Origin of the sequence: Pseudomonas sp. stari2 (genome assembly GCF_040760005.1) — a bacterium.
GTDB lineage: Bacteria > Pseudomonadota > Gammaproteobacteria > Pseudomonadales > Pseudomonadaceae > Aquipseudomonas.
Window position 1 is genome coordinate 730,688 of sequence record NZ_CP099760.1, and the last position, 21,318, is coordinate 752,005.

Annotated in this window: 17 protein-coding genes; 15 read left to right on the forward strand and 2 right to left on the reverse strand. The window is 61.1% G+C overall.

What is annotated here, in order from left to right:
- Positions 1–160 precede the first annotated feature (160 nt).
- The 15 genes from glnE (at position 161) to NH234_RS03310 (ending at position 18,150) form a co-directional block, all read left to right on the forward strand.
- Complete coding sequence (glnE, locus tag NH234_RS03240; RefSeq protein WP_367255617.1) at positions 161–3,100, forward strand: bifunctional [glutamate--ammonia ligase]-adenylyl-L-tyrosine phosphorylase/[glutamate--ammonia-ligase] adenylyltransferase; 2,940 nt, start codon at positions 161–163, stop codon at positions 3,098–3,100.
- A gap of 51 nt (positions 3,101–3,151) precedes the next feature.
- The gene (waaF, locus tag NH234_RS03245; RefSeq protein ID WP_039766536.1) at positions 3,152–4,186 is read left to right on the forward strand and encodes a lipopolysaccharide heptosyltransferase II; all 1,035 of its coding nucleotides are present in this window, start codon (positions 3,152–3,154) and stop codon (positions 4,184–4,186) included.
- 1 nt (position 4,187) lies between these two features.
- Positions 4,188–5,249 carry a lipopolysaccharide heptosyltransferase I gene (gene waaC, locus NH234_RS03250; RefSeq protein ID WP_367255618.1) on the forward strand — a complete coding sequence of 354 codons (1,062 nt, stop codon included), beginning with the start codon at positions 4,188–4,190 and terminating at the stop codon, positions 5,247–5,249.
- Positions 5,249–6,370, forward strand: coding sequence for a glycosyltransferase family 4 protein (locus NH234_RS03255; RefSeq protein WP_367255619.1), 1,122 nt, complete (start codon positions 5,249–5,251; stop codon positions 6,368–6,370). Before waaC ends, NH234_RS03255 begins: the two co-directional genes overlap by 1 nt.
- Entirely contained in the window at positions 6,371–7,177 is an 807-nt protein-coding gene (rfaP, locus tag NH234_RS03260; protein WP_367255620.1) for a lipopolysaccharide core heptose(I) kinase RfaP, read from the forward strand.
- On the forward strand, positions 7,177–7,911 hold the full coding sequence (locus NH234_RS03265; protein WP_085732621.1) for a lipopolysaccharide kinase InaA family protein: 735 nt from the start codon (positions 7,177–7,179) through the stop codon (positions 7,909–7,911). The genes rfaP and NH234_RS03265 overlap by 1 nt, the downstream gene beginning before the upstream one ends.
- The gene (locus tag NH234_RS03270) at positions 7,908–8,660 is read left to right on the forward strand and encodes a lipopolysaccharide kinase InaA family protein (RefSeq protein WP_367255621.1); all 753 of its coding nucleotides are present in this window, start codon (positions 7,908–7,910) and stop codon (positions 8,658–8,660) included. The genes NH234_RS03265 and NH234_RS03270 overlap by 4 nt, the downstream gene beginning before the upstream one ends.
- Positions 8,660–10,111: a lipopolysaccharide kinase InaA family protein gene (locus NH234_RS03275; RefSeq protein WP_085732623.1), complete on the forward strand. Its 1,452-nt coding sequence runs from the start codon at positions 8,660–8,662 to the stop codon at positions 10,109–10,111. Before NH234_RS03270 ends, NH234_RS03275 begins: the two co-directional genes overlap by 1 nt.
- A gap of 159 nt (positions 10,112–10,270) precedes the next feature.
- Positions 10,271–10,606 (forward strand): YceK/YidQ family lipoprotein, encoded by a 336-nt coding sequence (locus NH234_RS03280; RefSeq protein ID WP_367255622.1) that lies wholly within the window; start codon positions 10,271–10,273, stop codon positions 10,604–10,606.
- 272 nt (positions 10,607–10,878) lie between these two features.
- The gene (locus NH234_RS03285) at positions 10,879–12,636 is read left to right on the forward strand and encodes a carbamoyltransferase (RefSeq protein WP_007952261.1); all 1,758 of its coding nucleotides are present in this window, start codon (positions 10,879–10,881) and stop codon (positions 12,634–12,636) included.
- Positions 12,620–13,750 carry a glycosyltransferase gene (locus tag NH234_RS03290; protein WP_367255623.1) on the forward strand — a complete coding sequence of 377 codons (1,131 nt, stop codon included), beginning with the start codon at positions 12,620–12,622 and terminating at the stop codon, positions 13,748–13,750. The genes NH234_RS03285 and NH234_RS03290 overlap by 17 nt, the downstream gene beginning before the upstream one ends.
- Complete coding sequence (locus NH234_RS03295) at positions 13,750–14,646, forward strand: antimicrobial resistance protein Mig-14 (RefSeq protein WP_085732626.1); 897 nt, start codon at positions 13,750–13,752, stop codon at positions 14,644–14,646. Before NH234_RS03290 ends, NH234_RS03295 begins: the two co-directional genes overlap by 1 nt.
- A gap of 8 nt (positions 14,647–14,654) precedes the next feature.
- On the forward strand, positions 14,655–16,100 hold the full coding sequence (locus tag NH234_RS03300; RefSeq protein WP_085732792.1) for a PIG-L deacetylase family protein: 1,446 nt from the start codon (positions 14,655–14,657) through the stop codon (positions 16,098–16,100).
- Positions 16,097–17,251: a glycosyltransferase family 4 protein gene (locus NH234_RS03305; protein WP_367255624.1), complete on the forward strand. Its 1,155-nt coding sequence runs from the start codon at positions 16,097–16,099 to the stop codon at positions 17,249–17,251. Before NH234_RS03300 ends, NH234_RS03305 begins: the two co-directional genes overlap by 4 nt.
- 14 nt (positions 17,252–17,265) lie before the next feature.
- Positions 17,266–18,150, forward strand: a complete 885-nt coding sequence (locus NH234_RS03310; RefSeq protein ID WP_367257118.1) for a glycosyltransferase — start codon at positions 17,266–17,268, stop codon at positions 18,148–18,150.
- 18 nt (positions 18,151–18,168) lie between these two features.
- On the opposite strand, the gene NH234_RS03315 is transcribed toward NH234_RS03310, so the two are convergent.
- Both NH234_RS03315 and NH234_RS03320 read right to left on the reverse strand, forming a co-directional pair.
- Complete coding sequence (locus NH234_RS03315) at positions 18,169–19,386, reverse strand: acyltransferase family protein (protein ID WP_367255625.1); 1,218 nt, start codon at positions 19,384–19,386, stop codon at positions 18,169–18,171.
- Positions 19,386–21,248: an O-antigen ligase family protein gene (locus NH234_RS03320; protein WP_367255626.1), complete on the reverse strand. Its 1,863-nt coding sequence runs from the start codon at positions 21,246–21,248 to the stop codon at positions 19,386–19,388. The genes NH234_RS03315 and NH234_RS03320 overlap by 1 nt, the downstream gene beginning before the upstream one ends.
- Between the last annotated feature and the right edge of the window lie 70 nt (positions 21,249–21,318).

Here is a 21,318-nt window from a genome sequence, read left to right on the forward strand (position 1 = left end):
AGGTTGGTCTTTAGCCATCCAAAAAAGGTGAAAGTTTGATGCCGGCTGCCAAAGAAAAAGAAATTTCAGCTATTTCTCACTTTTGTTCGACAGTCCTTCGCGTAGCGGTTTTTCAATCATCACTACATGCGGCCATTTACACGCCGATCAAGGATAGACCATGACCCTGCCCGCGCTTGCCGAACTGCCCGCCGTTCTCCTGCCGTTGGTCAGCCGATCAGAGCAGTCGTTCCGTACGGCCGTCGCTCAGCTTGAAGACGATCACGGCTTCTCCACCTGGACCCCGGAGCGCTGGGCGCAGTTCGCCCGCGTCACTGGCGCCAGCGATTTTGTGATTGAACAGAGTGTTCGTGACCCTTTGATGTTGCTGTCGCTGGTGCAGTCCGGCGAACTCGACCGGCCGTTTGCCCCCGGCGAATTGTGCGGGCAGATCGCCGCTGCGGTGAGCGTTGCACAAACAGAAGACGAGCTGGGCCGTGTCCTGCGTCGTCAACGCGCCCGGCATCAGGTGCGGATCATCTGGCGCGACCTGACCCGCCAGGCCGATCTGGTGCAGACCTGCCGCGACCTTTCCGATATGGCCGACGCCAGCATCGACCAGGCCTATCAATGGCTGTACAGCCGCCATTGCCAGCAATTCGGCACGCCCACCGGCCGGCGCAGCGGCGAACCGCAGCAAATGGTCATCCTCGGCATGGGCAAGCTCGGCGCGGTCGAGCTGAACCTGTCTTCGGACATCGACCTGATCTTCGCCTACCCCGAGGGTGGCGAAACCGTCGGCGTGAAACGCGGGCTGGATAACCAGGAATTCTTCATCCGCCTCGGTCAGCGCCTGATCAAGGCTCTCGACCCGATGACCGTCGACGGCTTCGTGTTCCGCGTCGACATGCGCCTGCGCCCGTACGGATCGTCCGGCGCGCTGGTGCTGAGCTTCAATGCGCTGGAGCAGTATTACCAGGATCAGGGCCGCGACTGGGAACGCTACGCGATGATCAAGGCGCGGGTCGTCGCCGGTGATCAGGTGGCGGGCGCGCAGTTGCTCGACATGCTGCGGCCGTTCGTTTACCGGCGCTATCTGGACTTCTCGGCGATTGAAGCGCTGCGCACCATGAAACAGCTGATCCAGCAGGAAGTCCGGCGCAAAGGCATGGCCGACAACATCAAGCTGGGCTCCGGTGGCATTCGTGAAGTCGAGTTCATCGCCCAGGCCTTTCAGCTGATCCACGGCGGTCGCGATCTGAGCCTGCAACAGCGCCCTCTATTAAAGGTGCTGGGCACGCTGGAAGGGCAGGGTTACCTGCCGCCGGCAGTGATCAGCGAGTTGCGTGAAGGTTACGAATTCCTGCGCTACACCGAACACGCGATCCAGGCGATTGCTGACCGCCAGACCCAGATGCTGCCGGACACTGCACAGGATCAGGCGCGCATCGCCTTCATGCTCGGTTTCGCCGACTGGGATGCCTTCCATGAAAAACTGATGTTCTGGCGTGGCCGGGTGGCCTGGCACTTTGCGCAAGTGATCGCTGACCCTGATGAAGAAGAGGGCGCCGATTGCGAAGTGGTGGTCGGCGGCGAATGGCTGCCACTGTGGGAAGAGGCGCAGGACGAAGAAGCTGCTTGCCGTCAGTTGGAAGAGGGCGGTTTCGCCGATGCCGCCAAAGCCTTGAAGGCGCTGGCCGGTCTGCGCAGCAGTCCGCAGCTGCGGGCGATGCAGCGTCTGGGGCGCGAACGCCTCGACGCCTTTATTCCGCGCCTGCTCGCCCAGGCGGTGGAGCATGACAACCCGGATCTGGTGCTTGAGCGGGTCCTGCCACTGGTCGAGGCGGTGGCCCGGCGTTCGGCTTATTTAGTGTTGCTGACGGAAAACCCCGGCGCGCTGCGTCGCTTGCTGACCCTGTGCGCCGCCAGCCCATGGGTCGCCGAGCAGATCACCCGTTTCCCATTGCTGCTTGATGAATTGCTCAACGAAGGTCGCCTGTTCAAGCCGCCGCTGGCGCCGGAGTTGGCCGCCGAATTGCGCGAGCGCCTGACCCGGATTCCGGAAGACGACCTCGAGCAACAGATGGAAGCCCTGCGTCATTTCAAACTGGCGCACCGCTTGCGCGTCGCCGCCTCGGAAATCGCCGGCAGTCTGCCGTTGATGAAAGTCAGCGATTACCTGACCTGGCTGGCCGAGGCGATTCTGGAGCAAGTGCTGGCCCTGGCCTGGCGCCAGACCGTGGCCAAGTACGGCACGCCGCTGCGTACCGATGGCACGCTGTGCGATCCCGGCTTCATCATTGTCGGTTATGGGAAAGTCGGCGGGATCGAGTTGGGGCATGGTTCGGATCTGGATCTGGTGTTCATCCACGATGGCGACCAGCAGGCCGAAACCGATGGGCCGAAGCCCATCGATGGCACACAGTTCTTCACCCGACTCGGCCAGCGGATCATCCACTTGCTGACGGCGCAGACCAACTCCGGTCAGTTGTACGAAGTGGACATGCGCCTGCGACCGTCCGGTGCGTCGGGGCTGTTGGTCAGTTCGTTGGGGGCATTTGCCCGCTATCAAGAAAATGAAGCCTGGACGTGGGAGCATCAGGCTCTGGTGCGGGCGCGTGTGCTGGTGGGCAGTCAGGATGTCGGCCAGGCGTTCGAGAAAGTACGGGCTCAGGTGCTGGGCAAGGCGCGGGATTTGGCGAAGCTGCAACAGGAAGTGAGCGAGATGCGCGCCAAGATGCGCGATAACCTCGGCAGCAAGAGCACCGCTGCCGGTACCGGGGCGAATGCCTTCGACGCCACGGCGCCGTTCGACCTCAAGCAGGACGCCGGAGGTATCGTCGATATTGAATTTATGGTGCAATACGCGGCCCTGGCGTGGTCGCAAAGCCACCCGCCGCTGCTGCGCTGGACGGACAATATCCGCATTCTGGAAGAGCTGGAACACGAAGGGCTGATGCCCGTTGAAGACGCCAGCCTGTTGCGCGAGGCCTACAAGGCCTATCGTTCCGCCGCCCACCGGCAGGCCTTGCAGAAGGACGCCGGAGTGATACCGGGCGACCAGTTCGCGGACGAACGGCGGCAGGTGATGCGGATCTGGCGAGAGCTGGGGCTAAGCTGATTCTCGAGACGGGGAGGCGTAAGGCCTCCCCGGTTCGTTTATGGAAACCACATGAATATTCTGATCGTTGGGCCCAGTTGGGTCGGTGACATGGTGATGGCGCAGACACTCTTTCAGTGTCTCAAGCAACGCCACCCGCAGTGCGAAATCGACGTGCTGGCCCCCGAGTGGAGCCGGCCGATCCTTGAGCGCATGCCCGAAGTGCGCAAGGCTTTGAGCTTCCCGCTCGGCCACGGCGCGCTGGAGCTGGCGACCCGCCGGCGGATCGGCAAATCCCTGGCCGGCCAGTATGACCAGGCGATCCTGCTGCCGAACTCGCTGAAGTCGGCGCTGGTGCCGTTCTTCGCCGGCATCCCGAAACGCACCGGCTGGCGTGGCGAATTCCGTTATGGCCTGCTCAATGACGTGCGCACGCTGGACAAAGAGCGTTATCCGCTGATGATCGAGCGCTTCATGGCTTTGGCCTATGAGCCGAACGCCGAGCTGCCGAAACCCTATCCGCGCCCGAGCCTGCAGATCGACCCGGTCACCCGCGAGGCCGCATTGGCCAAGTTCGGCCTGACCCTCGATCGCCCGGTACTGGTGTTGTGCCCCGGTGCCGAGTTCGGTGAAGCCAAACGCTGGCCGTCCGAGCATTACGCCAAGGTCGCCGAAGCGCGGATTCGCGAAGGCTGGCAGGTCTGGCTGTTCGGCTCGAAGAACGATCACGCGGTCGGCGAAGATATCCGTGCGCGGTTGATACCGGGCCTGCGCGAAGAGTCCGTGAACCTCAGTGGCGGTACTTCGCTGGCCGAAGCCATCGACCTGATGTCCTGCGCAGATTCTGTAGTCTCCAACGATTCCGGTCTGATGCACGTCGCGGCGGCGCTGAACCGTCCGTTGGTGGCGGTCTACGGTTCGACTTCGCCGGGTTTCACCCCGCCGTTGGCCGAACATGTGGAAATCGTCCGTCTGGGCCTCGATTGCAGCCCGTGCTTCGACCGCACCTGCCGTTTCGGCCATTACAACTGCCTGCGCCAGCTGATGCCGGACGCGGTCAACGATGCCTTGCAGCGTTTGCAGGGCTCCGTGGTCGAGGTTCATTAACTTGCGGGTATTGCTGATCAAGACCTCATCGCTGGGCGACGTGATTCATGCGTTGCCGGCGCTGACCGACGCGGCCCGGGCGATTCCCGGGATCAAATTCGACTGGGTGGTGGAAGAAGGCTTTGCCGAAATCCCGACCTGGCACCCGGCCGTGGGCAAGGTGATTCCGGTGGCGATCCGTCGCTGGCGCAAGAGTCTCTGGAAAACCATCACCAGCGGCGAGTGGAAACGCTTCAAACAATCCGTTCGGGCGAACAAGTATGACCTGGTAATCGACGCGCAAGGCCTGCTGAAAAGCGCCTGGCTGACTCGTTACGTCAAAGCCCCGGTGGCCGGTCTCGACAAGGGCTCGGCCCGTGAGCCGATCGCCGCGCGTTTTTATGATCGCAAACTGGCGGTGGCCCGTGGTCAGCACGCCGTTGAGCGCGTACGCCAATTGTTCGCTATCGCCTTGGGTTACGACTTGCCCAAAGGCCTCGGTGATTACGGCCTCAACGTCGAGCGTCTGGTCGAACTGCCGCGCAAGAATGCTTACGTAGTGTTCCTCCACGGCACCACTTGGGACACCAAGCACTGGCCGGAAAGCTATTGGCGTGAGCTGACCGAGCGGGTCGGCTACCTCGGTGTCGGGATCAGGCTGCCGTGGGGCAACCCGCTGGAGAAGGCCCGGGCCGAGCGCATCGCTGCCGGCTTCAAGCATGCCGAAGTGCTGCCGAAACTGAACCTGGCCGGAGTCGGTAAGGTGCTGGCCGGCGCCCAGGCGTGCGTTGCGGTGGACACCGGTCTCGGCCATCTCGCTGCGGCACTGGATGTGCCCACAATTTCGCTGTTCGGTCCGACCAATCCGGGCCTGACCGGCGCCTACGGCAAACTGCAGATTCACCTCGGCAGCGATTTCCCGTGCGCACCGTGCCTGCAAAAGAAATGTACGTATCAACCGACCGCGCAGGATGCCCGTCAGTTTGACCTGAAACGCGAGTGGCCTTTGTGCTTCACGCGTCTGAATCCCGAGCGTGTCGCCAGCCGACTGAGCACGTTGTTGATGGCTGAGGAGCTGCGTTGATGCAATTGGCATTTGTCCTTTACAAGTATTTCCCGTTCGGTGGTTTGCAGCGCGATTTCATGCGCATCGCCCTCGAATGTCAGAAGCGTGGCCATCAGATCCGCGTCTACACCCTGATCTGGGAAGGCGACGTGCCGCCCGGTTTCGAAGTGCTGGTGGCGCCGGTCAAGGCGTTCTTCAATCATCGGCGCAACGAAAAACTCAGTGCGTGGATGGAAGCGGACCTGGCCAAGCGCCCGGTGGATCGTCTGATCGGCTTCAACAAGATGCCGGGGCTGGACGTCTACTACGCCGCCGACGGCTGCTTCGAAGACAAGGCGCAGAACCTGCGCCATTCGCTGTACCGTCGCTGGGGTCGCTATCGCCACTTCGCCGAGTACGAGCGCGCAGTGTTCGCCAAAGACGCAAAAACCGAAGTGTTGATGATTTCCGAAGTGCAGCAGCCGCTGTTCATCAAGCATTACGATACGCCGCTGGAGCGCTTCCACTTGTTGCCGCCGGGCATCGCCCAGGATCGTCGGCGTCCGGCGGATGCTGACGAGATTCGCGCCGGATTCCGCGCCGAATTCAATCTGAAGGACGACGAACTGTTGCTGGTGCAGATCGGTTCCGGGTTCAAGACCAAGGGTGTCGATCGCAGCCTGAAAGCCCTGGCCGCATTGCCCGCCGAGCTGAAGAAACGCACCCGGCTGTTTGTAATTGGCCAGGACGACCCCAAATTGTTCCAGATGCAGAGTGCAACTTTGGGTTTGGGCGACAACGTGTCGTTCCTCAAGGGGCGCAGCGATATCCCGCGCTTCCTGCTCGGCGCCGATCTGTTGATCCACCCGGCGTACAACGAAAACACCGGTACGGTGCTGCTTGAAGCACTGGTCGCAGGATTGCCGGTGCTGGTCAGCGCGGTCTGCGGCTACGCCCATTACATTGCCGAGGCCGATGCCGGGCGCGTGCTGGACGAACCGTTCGATCAGGCGCAATTGACGCAGTACCTGACCGACATGTTGAACGACGACGCTGCACGGGCGGCCTGGAGCCGCAACGGTCTGGCTTTCGCCGAGACGGCCGACCTCTACAGCATGCCGCAGCACGCGGCCGATGTGATTCTGGCGGAGCACGCTTAAATGAAGTTGATGCTGGCTGAACCGTTCAAGAGCCTCTGGGCTGGGCGCGATGCGTTCGCGGAGGTCGAGGGCTTGCAGGGCGAGGTGTACCGCGAGCTGGAAGCCCGCAGGACTTTGCGCACGGAAGTCGACGGCAACGGATTTTTCGTCAAGATCCACCGTGGCATCGGCTGGGGTGAGATTTTCAAGAACCTGCTGACCGCCAAGCTTCCGGTGCTCGGTGCGGGTCAGGAATGGAAGGCTATCCAGCGCTTGCAGGAAGTCGGTGTGCCGACCATGACCGCCGTCGCGTACGGCGAGAAGGGCAGCAACCCGGCGGATCAGCATTCGTTCATCGTCACCGAAGAGCTGGCACCGACCATCAGTCTCGAAGACTTCAGCATCGACTGGGTCAAGCAACCGCCGCAGCCGAAACTCAAACGCGCGCTGATCGCCGAGGTCGCACGTATGACGGGCATGATGCACCGCGCGGGGGTCAACCACCGCGACTGCTACATCTGCCACTTCCTGCTGCACACCGACAAACCGGTGACCCCGGAAGATTTCAAACTCTCGGTGATCGACCTGCACCGTGCCCAGACCCGCCCGACGATTTCTCAGCGCTGGCGCAACAAGGATCTGGCGGCGCTGTATTTTTCCGCGCTGGACATCGGCCTGACCCGTCGCGACAAACTGCGCTTTCTCAAAGGTTACTTCCAGCAACCGCTGCGCCAGATCCTGGCTGAGGAGGCGTCGTTGCTGAGCTGGCTCGAAGGCAAGGCCAACAAGCTTTATGAGCGCAAGCAGCGATACGGGGATGCGCTCTGATGGCGGGTTGGAATCTTGAACCCGGCTACAGCGACCTCGCAGCGGATTTTGGCAGTCTTGAGGCGGTATTCGCGCTGGAAGGCGAGCGCCTGACCCGCGATCCGCTGTCCGAAGTCATCCGTGTGCAGCGCAACGGTGTCAACTATTACGTCAAACGCTACTCCGGCGCCGGCAAGGGCTTGCGCCGCTACATCGGCAAGCCGCGGGTGAAGATGGAGTGGCAGAACCTCAAGCGTTTCGCCAAGTGGGGCATCCCGACCGCCGAAGTGGTGGCCTGGGGCCTGGAGCGCAACGGCATGGCCTACGATCGCGGGGCGATGATTACCCGCGAGCTGCCGCGTACCGAGGACCTCTCGGCACTGGCCGAACGCAACGATCCCAAGCTGCGCAATCACAGCTGGGTCGACGGCATCAGCCGGCAACTGGCCGTCTATACCCGGACGATGCACGATCATCGCTTTACCCATAACGATCTGAAATGGCGCAACCTGCTGATCGACGATCAGGCGCAGCTGTTTCTCATCGACTGCCCGAACGGCGATTTCTGGCGCGGTTTCTGGCTCAAGTACCGGATTACCAAGGATCTGGCCTGTCTTGACAAGGTTGCCAAATATCACCTGTCGAACACCCAGCGATTGCGCTTCTACCTGCAATACCGCCAGCGTGACCGGCTCAATGCCGCCGACAAGAAACGGATTCGTCACGTGGTGAGATTTTTCGAGGGACGCGAATGACTGATTTTCTCGCCGCTGAAGACCGTGCGCTGCTGGAGCGCCACGGTCTCGGCACGTTCGACGCGCTGTGGGCCAAGCAGCTCGAAGCGGTGGATGAGCCGAACACCGACGGTGGCGGCTGGAGCAGTGTGTTCCGCCTCGAACTCGAAGGCCACGGCTATTACCTCAAGCGCCAGAGCAATTACCTGACCCGTACCTTGCATGCGCCGTTCGGCGAGCCGACGTTTGCCCGGGAATTTCGCAATATCAGCCGTTACAACCAGCTCGGTATTCCGGCATTGCAGGCGGCGTTTTTCGGTCAGCGCAAGGTCAACGGCGAAGTGCGCGCGATCCTGCTGACCCGCGCCCTCGATGGTTGGGATGATCTGGATTCGCTGCTGCAGCGCTGGTCGAGCCTCGAAGTTACGCAGCAATCGGCGATTCTCAAGGCCTGCGGTCAACTGGCGCGGCTTCTGCACGGTGTGCGTCAGGTGCACGGCTGCTTTTATCCGAAGCATATTTTCCTGCGGGCCGAAGGCGCCGGTTATCAGGCGCAACTGATCGATCTGGAAAAGACTCGCCCTCTGCTGTTCGGTCAGCGGGATCGGGTCAAGGACCTGGAGCCGTTGCTGCGCCGGGCGCCGGAGTGGACTGATGCCCAGTTGCGCGAGTTGCTGGCGGCGTATCTCGATCAGTCGGTCGACAGTTCGCTGGTCGACAGCTGGGTCACCCGGCTGACCGCGCGGCGCAGTCGCAAGGAGACGCGCTGATGCAACTGTCCGACCTGAAAAACGCCGGACGTACGCCGAATCTGCCGCTGACGGTTTCGCTGGCCGATGCGGCGGGGCCGGCCGATCTGCAATTGCTCAGCCTGTTGCGGGTGTTGCCAGGGCAGCGCTACGTCGGTGCCGGTGTGTGGCGCGGTCGCCCGGTGCTGGCCAAGTTGCTGGTCGGCAGCAAGGCTGCACGGCATTTTCAGCGTGAACTGGAAGGCGTGAAACTGCTCGCCGCCCAGGGCATGACCACTCCGTTACTGCTGGCCGATGGCCTGAAGGACGGCGAGGGCGGCTGGTTGTTGTTCGAGTTCCTTGAAGGCGCTGAAAGCCTGGGCGATGCCTGGAGCAAGGTCGAGTCCTTGCCGGTGTTGGCCGACGAGCAATCGTCGGTACTGGCCGAGGCCCTCGGCGCCATTGGCCAATTGCACGGCAAAGGCCTGTGGCAGGAAGACCTGCACCTGGACAACCTGCTGCGTCACGGCGGTCAGTTGTATCTGATCGATGGCGCCGGCATCTGCGCGGAAAACGTCGGTCAGCCATTGTCCCGGCAGAAAGTGCTGGAAAACCTCGGGGTGTTTTTCGCCCAGTTGCCCAAGTCGCTCGAGCCCTTCACCGAAGAGTTGCTGGTGTATTACCTGCTGAGCAACAGCGAGCATGCGCTGCCGCTGGAGGCATTGCAGAAGCAGATCGACAAGGTGCGCGCCTGGCGCTTGAAGGACTTCCTGATCAAGGTCGGTCGTGAATGCACGTTGTTCAGCGTGCGGCGTGGGGCTTTCGGTCTGCGGTCGATCCGTCGCGAAGAAGAGCCCGCGATGCTGCCGGTGCTGGAGCAGGCCGATGCTTTGCTTGATCAGGGCCACCTGTACAAGACCGGCGGCGCGGCCAGCGTCGGCAAGGTCGAAGTCGCTGGGCGTCCGCTGGTGATCAAACGTTACAACATCAAGAATTTTGCCCATTGGCTCAAGCGCTTCTGGCGCCCGAGCCGTGCCTGGCATTCGTGGCGTGAAGGCAATCGTCTGGCATTCCTTGGTATCGCCACGCCCAAACCGCTGGCGGTGCTGGAAACGCGGTTTTTCTGGCTGCGCAGCAAAGCGTACCTGATCACCGAGTATCTGGCCGGGCCGGACATCATCGAGCGTTTTTCGCCGTATGTTGAAAGCGGCGAGGCGCCGGAAGCCGAGTTGCAGGCGCTGGATCAGTTGTTTGCGCGGTTGATTGCCGAACGCATCAGTCATGGCGACTTCAAGGGCCACAACCTGTTCTGGCATGAGGATCGCTGGGCGCTGATCGATCTGGATTCGATGTGCCAGCACGGCTCGGCGGGCAGCTTTGCTCCGGCCTATGCTCGGGATCGCGCGCGGTTCATGCGCAACTGGCCTGAGAACAGTGCGTTGTATCGGGTGATTGATCAGCGTTTGCCGAAGGATGCATTGGGCGCTGCGTGATTTCTTTCGCAAGTCGGTAAGAAGTTTCCGCAATAAAATTCGGGTAAGGCAGGTGGCGACAAATCCTTGTGATTTGTCCTACGGCTTTCCCGGAACCCGTGAACTGCCCCGCATAAAGCCCCGATGCTAGTTTGCCCCGACGTTCCCGGAGGGCAAACCATGAACATCAAAACGGCTATTACCATCGGCGCATTTTCACTGGCTCTATCTGGCTGCGGCACTGCGGTCACGGTGTTGCAGGACGACGAAGACGCCACGCGCGGCTTGCGCAAACAGAAGACCTACTGCCAATCCATTCCGCGTATCTACAGTGGCCTGGCCCACGACTTCTGCCTGCTGCACGCGCCGCCCGACCCCACCGGCATTCTGGTGCCAGTCGTCCTGCTCGACATGACTCTTTCCGGAGTATTCGACACGGCTTGCCTGCCTTATACGATCTATCGTCAGGCGGTGGACGGGAATATCAGTGTTTATTGGCGGCCAGGCCGTGGGTGAGGCTTTTAAAACTTTTGCGGCTTCCAGAAAGCGAAAAGCCCCGGTGATCTCACCGAGGCATCAACGCCGACCGGGATCTCCCAGTCCATTTGCAGGGGAGTCTAAGTTGAAGCTTCTGATGCGTCAACGCGTTGGCCGGCCAGTTCCGCTAGAGGTTTGTCGGCGCTTTTAAGCTATAATCCCGCCCTTTAGCTGTCTCTCGCCCGGTGCGAGGGCACATCATTTTTCAAGGCGCATCGCGCCTGAATGCAGACTAAAGAGGCTAGACCCCTGTGGCATTGACGATTCTTGGCCTGTCCGGCGCCCTTAGCCATGATCCTTCAGCAGCCTTGTACATCGACGGCAAGCTGGTCGCGGCGGCTGAGGAAGAGCGCTTCGTACGCGATAAACATGCAAAGAACCGCATGCCCTACGAATCGGCGAAGTTCTGCCTGGAGCAGGCTGGCATCAAGCCGTCCGACGTTGACGTGGTGGCGATTCCGTTCGCCCCGATCAGCATTTTCGGCAAGGCCCGCTGGCAGTACGCCAAGCGCTACTGGTACGCCCCGGACCGCGCACTCGACGCGATCCTGATGGGCAACCGTCGCTACAAGCGCTATCGCAACAAGATCGTCTGGTGCCTGGAGCAACTGGGCTTCGATCCGAAGAAAATCAAGATCGAGCCGGTCGAGCACCACCTGGCCCACGCTTCCAGTGCTTACCACTGCTCGGGTTTCAAAGAGAAAACCGCGATCCTCGGCATCGACGGCAAGGGTGAGTACGCCACGACCTTCTTCGGCTACGGCGAAAACGGCAAGATCCACAAGATCAAGGAGTTCTTCGATCCGGACTCCCTCGGCGGCCTGTACGGCGCGATCACCGAGTTCCTCGGTTTCGACATGCTGGACGGCGAGTTCAAGGTCATGGGCATGGCGCCGTACGGCGACGCCAGCAAATACGATTTCTCGCGCCTGGCTTCCTTCGAAAACGGCGAACTGGTGATCAACACCGACTACGCCAACGTGATCGGCCTGCGTCGTTATAAAGAGAAGGGCAAGGGTTACTACTTCTCGCCGAAGCTGATCGAGTGGCTGGGTCCTAAGCGCGAAGGCGATATCGCCGACGAGCCGTACATCCACTACGCGGCCAGCATTCAAGCGCTGTTTGAAAAAATTGCGCTGCAGATGATCGACTACTACCTGGGCGACGTGCTCAAGGAAACCGGCAAACTGGCCTACGCCGGTGGCTGTGCGTTGAACGTCAAGCTCAACCAGAAAATCATCGCCCGCGACGACGTCAAAGAGCTGTTCGTGCAGCCTGCATCCGGCGATGCCGGTACCGCAGTCGGTGCAGCGGCCTATGTGTCCAACGCCCGTGGCGTGCCGGTCGAGAAGATGGAACACGTCTACCTCGGCCCGTCGTACAGCAACGAAGACGTGATCGCTGCGTGCGCCCGTCACGAGAACAAGCCGACCTGGCGCAAGCTCGACAACATGCCGGAGCAGATCGCCAAAATCATGGTCGATGGCAACCCGGTGGCCTGGTTCCAGGGCCGCATGGAGTTCGGTCCGCGTGCACTGGGTGGTCGTTCGATCATCGGCTGCCCGAGCGTGGCTGGCGTGGCTGACCGCATCAACCACCAGATCAAGTTCCGCGAGCGCTGGAGGCCTTTCTGCCCGTCGATGCTCGACACCGTTGCGCCACAGATGATCAAGATCGATCACCCGGCGCCGTTCATGACCTTCACCTTCGAAGTGGCGGAAGAGTGGAAGACCCGCGTGCCGGAAGTCGTCCACGAAGACGGCACGTCCCGGGCCCAGGTGCTCAAGCGCGAATACAATCCGCGCTACTACGACATGATGAAGGCGCTGGAAGTACTGACCGGCAACGGCGTGTCCCTGAACACCTCGCTCAACCGCCGTGGTGAACCGATGATCTGCTCGCCGACCGACGCCCTGAACATGTTCTTCGGCTCCGATCTGCAGTACCTGATCATGGAAGACATCCTGGTGGTCAAAGAAGGCGCAAACGCTTATGACACGCTCGGCTGAACGCCATGTGCTGCAGTTCTGTCACGGCTATGACGGGCCGTTCCTCGACTGCGCGCGGCAGTACGCCAGCCTGTTTGCGGGCACCGGTTATCGGGTCACCACGGTCTTTCTGACCGGGGCGGCCGATAGCGAGGTGGCCGCGGCCTGCGCCTCCGACGAAGTGTTGTTCATGGAATACAGCTCCAAGGCCATTCGTGGCCTGAAGCTGGGCGCCATCGGCGATCTGCGCAAGATCGCCGCTTCACGCAATTTCAGTTTCTGCATCGCCCATCGCTTCAAGCCGATCTACATCGCCTTGCTCGGCACTTCGCTGCCGGTGATTGGCGTGCACCACGCGTTTGGCGATTACAAACGCGGCTCGCGTAAACTGTTTGCGCATATTTTCCGTAAACGCCTGAGCCTGCTCGGTGTGTCTGACGCGGTGCGCGACGACATGCGCCGCTGCCTGCCGAAATGGCCGGCGACGCGTATCCAGACCCTCTACAACCGCATCGATGTTTCGGCGTTGCAGATGAGCCAGGTGTCCGCTCGTGAAGCCCGTGAGACCCTTGGTCTCGCAGCGGATGCATTCATCGTCGGCAACGTCGGTCGCCTGCACCCGGACAAGGATCAGGCCACGCTGCTGCACGGTTTTGCCGCGGCGCTGCCCGGTCTGCCGGCCAACAGCCAGCTGGTGATTCTCGGCAAGGGTCGACTTGAGGATGATCTGAAGGCGCTGGCCCGCGAACTGGGTGTCGGTGATCGCGTGCTGTTTCTCGGTCAGGTGCCGGACGCGCGCAATTATTTCCGTGCATTCGATGTGTTTGCCCTGAGTTCCGACCACGAACCGTTCGGCATGGTGCTGCTGGAGGCCATGGCCGCTGGTGTGCCGTTGCTGGCCACGGCGTGCGGCGGGGCGAAGGAAGTGGTCGAAGGCGTGGGCATTCTGTTCCCGCTGGGTGACGCCGAGCATCTGGCCCAGGGCCTGAAGCATCTGGCCGGCATGGACGAGCAGCAACGCCGTCAATGCGCCGAGATGATGTTCGATCGCCTGCGCGAGCGCTTCTCCGACCGCGCCGTACGCGACACCTTCTGGCATTTGCCGCAAGTTACCGATCTGGCACCGAGGGGCTGATGCTCAACCGATTTCAAGGCTGGCGCGAACGTGGCTGGTCGCCCGTTGACGCCTCAACTTATGCACAGGCCTGGCAGCGTTTTGGCGGCAGCGTCGCGACTCATCCAATCGTTGTCGAACGTCTGGCGAATCTGGCGGGCATTCCGGTGCGTTATCTGGCCTGGGAGCAGCAGGGCGAAGTCAAAGCGGCGATCCCGACCTGGGGCCGGGACCTGGCCTTGTCCAAGGACGTGCTCAAGCGAAATGGCAAGAAAGGCTTGTTCGATCTCGGCAACGCCGAACTGATCCTGCCGGCCGCCGCCGATGCCCAGGCCCCGCTGCGTCATCGCGGGCGCTACCTGTCGGCGCTCAACGAGAACCGCTTCAGCGGCCTCAAGTTGCAGACCGAACAACTGGCCATGGCCCGTACCCCGGAAGAACTGTCGAAGAAGTTTCGCTACAACCAGCGCCGCGAACTGCGCCTGCTGGAAGAGGCGGGCGGGGTGGTGCGGCCTGTCAGCGACTTCTCGAGCGCCGAACTGGCGGCGATTTATTGCGATCTGTTCCAGCGTCGCTGGGGTTTCCCGGCCACTGGCGCGGCACGCATGGCCGAAGTCATCGAGTTGTTGCGTGAGCTGTTGATCGGCTCGGTAATTTTCCTCAACGATGCGCCGATCGCCATTCAACTGGTGTATCGCGTCGAAGCGCCGGAGTGGATCAGCGTCGAGTACATCAACGGCGGTGTCGACCCCGAAACCCGTGAATTCAGCCCCGGCAGCGTTCTGAGTTTTCTCAATACGCAAAGTGCCTGGGAGCACGCTCGGGCACTCGACAAGCCACTGCGCTTTTCCTTCGGTCGTGCCGACCGTGAATACAAGGATCGCTGGTGCAATCCTGTGCCGGTCTTCACCGTATGAGTCAGCCCATGAGCCGCAAACAGCAACTGCTCAAGCGTCACCGGCGCAATAAACGTGTCAGCCTGTTGATCGCCCTGATCGTGTTGATCGCCCTCGGCGTGCTGGTGGCCTGGTGGCTGCCGCTGGTGCTGGCGGTGATTGGCTGGATCGCTCACGAAGCGTGGTTTGCCGACCACTTGTTCTATTCGCCGAAAGACGATTACCAATACAGCTTTCCGCCGTTCACACCGCAGCCGAAAACGCATTTGAGCGGTGAGCAATTGCGCCTCGACGAGGGTGTGATGCTGGTGGACGACGCCACGCTGATCCTCGCCGTGAGGGTCAAAAGCACCTGGCTGGGACGTTTCTTCGATCCACGCGTGGAGCTTGCGGGCAGTGCGAATCCGGATGCACAGACCTTCGAACGCGGCGTCAACGGCCTGCGTTATCTGAACCTCAGCGGTCAGGCGCAGACCTTGTCTCAAGGTCTGTTGCGTCTGCGCGGACGTTTCTGCCGGGTGACCGGCGAGCCGGTGCTATGGGCCATGGAACAGCCGGACTACCGCCGTCAGCGGGTGATGGTGATCGCGCCGCACGCCGATGATGCCGAACTGGCCGCTTACGGTTTGTACAGTCAGGCCGATGAGGCCTGGATCGTCACCCTGACCGCTGGCGAGATCGAAGCCGAACACTATCAACAGATGGGCCTGAACAAGGTCGAGGCATCGCGACTCAAGGGGCGCTTGCGTGCCTGGGACAGCCTCGCCGTGCCGCGCTGGGCCGGTGTGCCGCAGGAACATTGCGTGCAGCTCGGGTATTTTTGCCTGCAATTGTCTGCGATGAAAGCGACGCCGAATCAACCGGTGGGCTCGCGGGAAGCCGATTTGAACGACACGCGAATTTTTCGTCAGCTGAATCCGTTTGCCCTGCCTGGCGATGCCGACGGCGCGCCGACCTGGAACAATCTGCTGGCCGACCTGCGTGACGTGCTGTCCCGTGCGCGCCCGGATGTGATCGTGTTGCCGCATCCGACGCTGGATCCGCATCCCGACCATATCTGCGCCCAAGAGGCGGTGCTGGAAGCCTTGCGCGGTCTCGATTACCAACCGACCCTGCTCGGTTACGCCAACCACTTGCACGACAACGATCGCTGGCCGATGGGCGACAGCGGGCAGGGCATCGCCTTGCCGCCGACTTTCGATGCAAACGTGGCGATGCAGCCGCTGTGCCTGCCGCTGCCGATCGAACTGCAACGGGACAAGGCCATGGCGCTGGGCATGATGCATGACCTGCAGCCACCGGCGCCGTTCAAGCGGCGCCTGCGCCGACTGTTTCAGCGACTGCTGGCCGGTCGGGCGCCGTCGGTCTACGGCGAGAACGAATTTTTCCGCAAAGCGGTCAGGCGCCAGGAGTTGTTCTGGGTGCTGAAGCAAAGCGAAACAGGCGCGACGGGTTCGCAACGGGGAGAGTCATGAGTCAACGCGCAAAGGTTCTGCAGCTGCAACCCGACTACAACGTCAAATCCCATGATTTCGCCGACCTCGCCGAACAGATCGTCAAGGCCCTGCCGACGGATCGTTATGAGGTGACGGCGGCATTCCTGCGCGGCAAGCCCGGGCCGGGTGAAGCCGTCAGCCGGGCCGACCGTTCGGTGTATTTCGAGTTCTCCGACAAGTCCCTCAAAGGCATGCGCCTGCGGGCGATGTGGCAGCTGTACAAGTTCTGCCGCCGGGAAAAGTTCGACGTGGTGATCTGCAACCGCTTCAAACCGGTGAACATGATGCTGACCCTCAACCGCTGGTTGAAAGTGCCGTTGTGCATCGGCATTTCCCACGGTTTCGGCGAGTACGACCGCTTCTACCGTCGTCGTCAGACTCAACGCCTGATCGACCGGCACTGGCGTTTCGTCGGCGTGTCGCCGGCGGTCAAACAGTACCTGCTGGACTGCGATTGCGGTTTTACCGACCAGAATACGTACGCGATCACCAACGCCATCGACATCGAACAGGCCGAAGGCTTGCAGCACAGCCGCGAGCGTGCCCGCGAGCTGCTGGGCATCGACCCGAATGTGCGCCTGATCGGTGCGCTGGGGCGGCTGGTGTCGGTCAAGGGCCACACTTATCTGTTGCAGGCTTTCGCCCAACTGAAAGACAAATACCCGAACACCCAACTGGCAATCATCGGTGCCGGACGCCTGCAGGCGCCGCTGGCCGCCGAGATCGAGCAATTGGGCCTGAGCGGTCGTGCCCACCTACTGGGCTTCAAGGAAAACGCCCTGCAGTACGTGCGTGCGTTCGATATCTGGACCATGCCGTCGCTGGCCGAAGGCCTGGGCCTGGCCCTGCTGGAAGGCATGAGCGGACACTTGCCGGTGATCGCTTCGAACGTGCCGGCCATGTTGCCGCTGATCGAAGGTGCCGGTGGCCTGTCGATTACTCCCAAGGACGTGACGAGCCTGGTCGCGGCGCTGGACACCTACCTCGGGCTGTCGGATGACGAGCTCAAGGCCAAGGGTGAGCAGGCTTACCGCTATTTGCAGGAACAACACGACATCGAGGTCTTCCGCCAGGAATACCTGAACCTGATTGACTCCGGCCTGGCGCAGGCCCGCAAGGAACAGCCATGAGTGAGGTCGCCGCCCTGAGCGATGCGCAACCCATCGTCACCGTCATCATCGCGTCCTACAACCACGGACCGTACATCGAGGAAAGCATCCTCAGCGTTATCAACCAGAGCTACAAGAACATTGAGCTGCTGGTGGTCGACGACGGCTCGAAGGACGACAGCGTCGAGCGCATCAAGGCCTTGCAGGAACAGCACGGTTTCGATTTCCGGGTGCAGCAGAACCAGGGCCTGACCAACACGCTCAACGGCGCGATTGCGCGGGCCAAAGGCAGCCTGATCGTACCGTTCGGCTCCGACGACATCATGTACCCGGACCGTATCGCCACCCAGGTCGCGTACATGGACGGCAAACCGGAAGTCGGCATTTGTGCCGGCAACATCGAGTTGATGGACGCCGACGGCAACCTCTACCCGGAAAAGCGTCAGCGCCGGGACGTGCCATTCCGTCGTCTGGATTTCGATGACATGTTCCTGGAGCGCAAGCCGTATCCGCCGGCACCGACGCTTATGATTCGCCGTGAAGCACTGGACAAGGTCGGTGGGTTCGATCCGACGATTCGTCTTGAGGATCTGTACATCGAGCTGAAAGTCACCCGCGCCGGGTACTTCATCGACGGCCTGAACGTAGTGATGGCGCGCTATCGCAAACACGCCACGAACTCGTACAAGAACCACCGCTTCATGATCGAAAACATCCTGCGCACCTATGCGTTGTTCAGCGATCATCCGCTGTACGACGAGGTGCGCTACAAGTCACTCAATTCGATGTTCCTGAAAACCGCCAACCGCGATCGCAAACTGGCGCGGGAGCTGCTGGCACAGATTCCGTTCAAGGCCTGGAACAAGAAAACCTGGCGCGGTCTGGGCCGGTTGCTGTTTTCGCCGCTGGAAAAGGACTGAGCCCCTGGCCGCTCGCGGTCAGCGAGCGGCTTTTTCCGCCAGGCGCTTGTTACCTTGCTGACGCTGGCGAATCCAATGCACGACCTTCTTGCCGGCGTTCATGCCAGGCTGCTCGATGTACAGAAACGTCGCGCTGCTGATCAGAATCAGCAGACAGGTGCACACCGCCATCAGTGGCAGGAAGACCCAAGCCTCGCGAGCATCGAGGTTCAGGGCCAGCGGCAGGCGCTGAACCATCAGCCAGAGCACGAAACCATGCAGCAGGTAGGTGCTGTAGCTGATTTCTCCCAGCCAACGAATGCTGCGCGGTTTGAGGGCGCCGAACAGGGTGTTGCCCGAAGCCACGATCACGAAGAACAGTGATAGCAGGAACAACGGTGGCGTCTTGAATGCCCGGCTGAATGCGGTGAAGGCAATGGTCAATGCCAGCAGGGCGATCACCCCGGCCACGGGCGTTTTGCTCCAGGCCACCAACTGCGGACGACGCACCCAATACGCGGCGGCGATCCCGCCGAGGAAACTGACCAGGAAGTGTTTCTTGAGCGAGTGCTCCCAGCCAACCAGTTGATACAGCGCATAAATCCCGATCAGGCACAGCACTACCTGGCGCCAGTTGCCCGGGAAGATGAACACCATGGCGGCCAGCGGCAGCGCCAGATAGAAAAACACTTCGTAGGCCAGTGTCCAGGTGACGTTGGATATCAGCATGCCGGTGTGCGGGTACAGATTGACGTCGGGCCGGTCAAACGTCAGCCAGGCGGCGCTCTGCTTGAACAGCTCCAAAGCGGACACCTTCAGCTCCCAGTCCTGCAGATGGAACACCGTGACGAACACTATCAGCATCAACGGCAAATACAGCGGGTACAGGCGAAACACTCGTGAGACGCCGAAGGCCATCCAGTCGAACGACCGACCCTGAGCCAACAGACGGCCCCAGAACAGAAACCCGGTGATCATGAAAAACAGCGCTACGCTGCCTTGACCCAGCATCGAGTAGAAGGGATTCGGCGGGAAGTCGATCACCCCCGTACGCAGAAATATCCAGGTAATGACCGAGTGATGCACGAACACGCCGAAGGCCAGATAACCCCGTAAGCCGTCAATGCTCGCGTAGCGGCTTTCACCGGAGTGCTGGAGGTGGCGAGCTATCTTCGGGACTGCGCGCAACAGCAGTGCAGCGGTCACGATGGCCAGCAGATAGGCGGCCGGCGCAATAAGAGGATTGGTTTCGATCATCAATGAACCCGGGCCGCAATGTTGCCGGCCAGCACTTGCTTGTGCAGATTGTCTACTGCGGATTTGGACGCCGTCATGGCGTATCCCTGGAGCAACGCGTCGAGGTGATCTTCGAACAGCCAGCGTTTGTCGACGGTGTAGCGTTGCATGTGTCGCAGATTACGTTGGCGCAGCGAGAGGCTCAGGGGCGAAGGGTAGACGCGCAGGTCCGCCAGATCAATCAGCCCGAACTCTCCATCTTCCAATACCAGCACGTTGCCAAGATGCAGCGAGCGGAAGTAAACGCCCTGTTCATGCAGTCGGGCCATGAATTTGCCGAAACGCTCGACCAGCGCCTGCCGCACAGCCGGTGCCGTGATGCCCTGGAGCACCTGGCGCAAGGTATGGCCCGGCAACGGGGCGTAATGCACCGCGCTGCTGCCGTCGTCGAGGCGATACAGATTCAGCACTTGTGGGGTCGGGATGCCCATGCGGCGCAATTGTTCGCTGTTGATGGCGAAACGTTCGGAATAAGGATTGAAGTTGCCAGAGGTGTACCAGCGACGAGGACGGAACAGCTTGAGGAAGCTGCCATCGCTCAGACGCAGCACCTTCGGTCCCAGGCCATCTTCTTCAATCACCTGCGCATCGGCGCCGAGCTGCTGCAGGTCGGAGGTCGACAGCTTCCGCACCGGGACTGTCAGTAAGCGTCGAGCGCGCTGATTGATGATAAGGGCGGCAATCAGTGCCAGTGGAATCCATAGCAGGAACCAGTGTTCCTTGGGCCGAGAAATGATGCCGCCGCCTTCTGTCAGTCCCGCGCCGATACCGAATATCAGCCAGGTGGACGCGATGATCAACAACGGCTGAACGCGCTGGCGCCAGCTGCTCAGCAAGCCCCAGAGCAGGAAGAAAAGCCACGGCAGCAAGCCCAGTATGCCGACGTAATAAAGCACGCCCAGAACAAAACTGTGCGGCTCCTGAAAGTTGTAGCCGACTCCCGGGTCAATCGCCAGATCGGCACCATAGCCATGGCCGATCCAGGGATGCTCGGAAATTCTTTGCAGGGCGATCTGCCAGATTTCGAAACGGTAGGAGTCGCCGCGCTCGGTGATCATCTTCGAAAACAGGGTGGCCACGGTGATGCCGACCGTGGCCAACGCCCCCAGCATTACCAGCGAACGGCGATTCCAGCAGATGAAGGCCAGCCAGCAAGCCGCCATGGTCAAGGCGACCAGCGGCGTTCTGGAACCGGTCGCGATTACCGCCGCGAACATGATCAGCATCGCCGGCATACTGAGCCAGAGCAGACGGGCATGCCTGCACGACATGCTGATACTGAGCCAATAGGAACAGAAAAATCCGAATAGATGGGAGCTGAGCAGCGGGTTGTCGAATGCTCCGCCGCCGATCAGGCGCGCGTTGGGATCGTAATGATGGACGAAGGGTATGAGGAAACAGGTCGTAGCAATCAGCGCAACCACGGCGGCAACGAAGAGCAATGGCGAAAGAATGTCCGCGCGGTAGCGCACCAGCAGATAACAACCGACGAACAGCAGCAGGGTATGCAGGGGAGGCTTGAGCATTCCGCTGACCGACTCGTCGTGCGGCCCCCAGCATAGGCTGAGCAGCGCCCAGGCGACGAACACAAGTAACGCGAGAATCAACGGTTCGCGCAGCATTTCCTTGAACTCGCGTGGACGCAGGCACAGTGCAATCAACGCCGGAATGCTGAACAAACCATAAAACAGTTTGTGGTGCAGGCTGCGACCCGGCAGGAAGAACAGCGCGCACAGGAGCAGGAAGTAGCCGACGGGAAGTATCCACAGGCTGATGAAGTCGAAGATTCGACTGGACGTACTGCTGAAACCGCGAAGTTGCATGCTCTGAGATTCAATCCTGAAGTTGATCGGCCATTTCGTTGATGGCAATTTGATGCTGAAAAAGACGTCT

Coding starts and splice junctions, on each gene's coding strand:
- glnE (WP_367255617.1), top strand. CDS start 161: ATGACCCTGCCCGCGCTTGCCGAACTGCCCGCCGTTCTCCTGCCGTTG.
- waaF (WP_039766536.1), top strand. CDS start 3,152: ATGAATATTCTGATCGTTGGGCCCAGTTGGGTCGGTGACATGGTGATG.
- NH234_RS03255 (WP_367255619.1), top strand. CDS start 5,249: ATGCAATTGGCATTTGTCCTTTACAAGTATTTCCCGTTCGGTGGTTTG.
- rfaP (WP_367255620.1), top strand. CDS start 6,371: ATGAAGTTGATGCTGGCTGAACCGTTCAAGAGCCTCTGGGCTGGGCGC.
- NH234_RS03265 (WP_085732621.1), top strand. CDS start 7,177: ATGGCGGGTTGGAATCTTGAACCCGGCTACAGCGACCTCGCAGCGGAT.
- NH234_RS03270 (WP_367255621.1), top strand. CDS start 7,908: ATGACTGATTTTCTCGCCGCTGAAGACCGTGCGCTGCTGGAGCGCCAC.
- NH234_RS03275 (WP_085732623.1), top strand. CDS start 8,660: ATGCAACTGTCCGACCTGAAAAACGCCGGACGTACGCCGAATCTGCCG.
- NH234_RS03280 (WP_367255622.1), top strand. CDS start 10,271: ATGAACATCAAAACGGCTATTACCATCGGCGCATTTTCACTGGCTCTA.
- NH234_RS03290 (WP_367255623.1), top strand. CDS start 12,620: ATGACACGCTCGGCTGAACGCCATGTGCTGCAGTTCTGTCACGGCTAT.
- NH234_RS03295 (WP_085732626.1), top strand. CDS start 13,750: ATGCTCAACCGATTTCAAGGCTGGCGCGAACGTGGCTGGTCGCCCGTT.
- NH234_RS03300 (WP_085732792.1), top strand. CDS start 14,655: ATGAGCCGCAAACAGCAACTGCTCAAGCGTCACCGGCGCAATAAACGT.
- NH234_RS03305 (WP_367255624.1), top strand. CDS start 16,097: ATGAGTCAACGCGCAAAGGTTCTGCAGCTGCAACCCGACTACAACGTC.
- NH234_RS03315 (WP_367255625.1), bottom strand. CDS start 19,386: ATGATCGAAACCAATCCTCTTATTGCGCCGGCCGCCTATCTGCTGGCC.
- NH234_RS03320 (WP_367255626.1), bottom strand. CDS start 21,248: ATGCAACTTCGCGGTTTCAGCAGTACGTCCAGTCGAATCTTCGACTTC.